1 pseudogene is annotated in these 423 nt (G+C 56.7%); it reads right to left on the bottom strand.

Features of this window, described 5'->3' with window-relative positions:
- Positions 1–386 (bottom strand): annotated as a pseudogene (locus QMX96_RS26730) (transposase); the annotation flags it as partial.
- Positions 387–423: the final 37 nt, after the last annotated feature.

The raw sequence follows: 423 nt of genomic DNA, 5'->3' as shown, positions 1-423 counted from the left end.
CGCGTAGTAGCAAGATCGGGTGACTTCAAATACCGAGCACAACAGATCAACAGGCTCTTCAGAGCGGAGCGGATCGATTAACGCGAACGCTCGTGTTCCTCGGCCATCAAGAGCGCGGTGGCCTTTTTTAGGATCGATTTTTCCCGTTCCAGCCGATTGATTCGGGCTTCTAATTCCTGGATTTTTTGCTGCTCGGGCGTCAGCGCCTTGCTGCTCGGAGTGACACCGCCTCGCTCTTGCTGGAGCTGGTTGACCCATCGACGCAGGGCCGACTCCACCAAGCCGAGCGAACGGGCTGCTTCGATGTGGCTGTAGCCTTGGTCGAGCACCAGGCTGGCAGCTTCGCGTTTGAACTCGGGCGTAAAGGTACGACGTTGCTTGGTCATCAGACACCTCTCTATGGCGAGCATTCTCGCCTAAATG

The sequence above is a fragment of the Pseudomonas sp. PS01300 genome (genome assembly GCF_029960155.1).
GTDB classification, from domain to species: domain Bacteria; phylum Pseudomonadota; class Gammaproteobacteria; order Pseudomonadales; family Pseudomonadaceae; genus Aquipseudomonas; species Aquipseudomonas palmensis.
The sequence above is the reverse complement of the archived record's forward strand: the minus strand, read 5'-3'. Positions and strand labels throughout refer to the sequence as shown.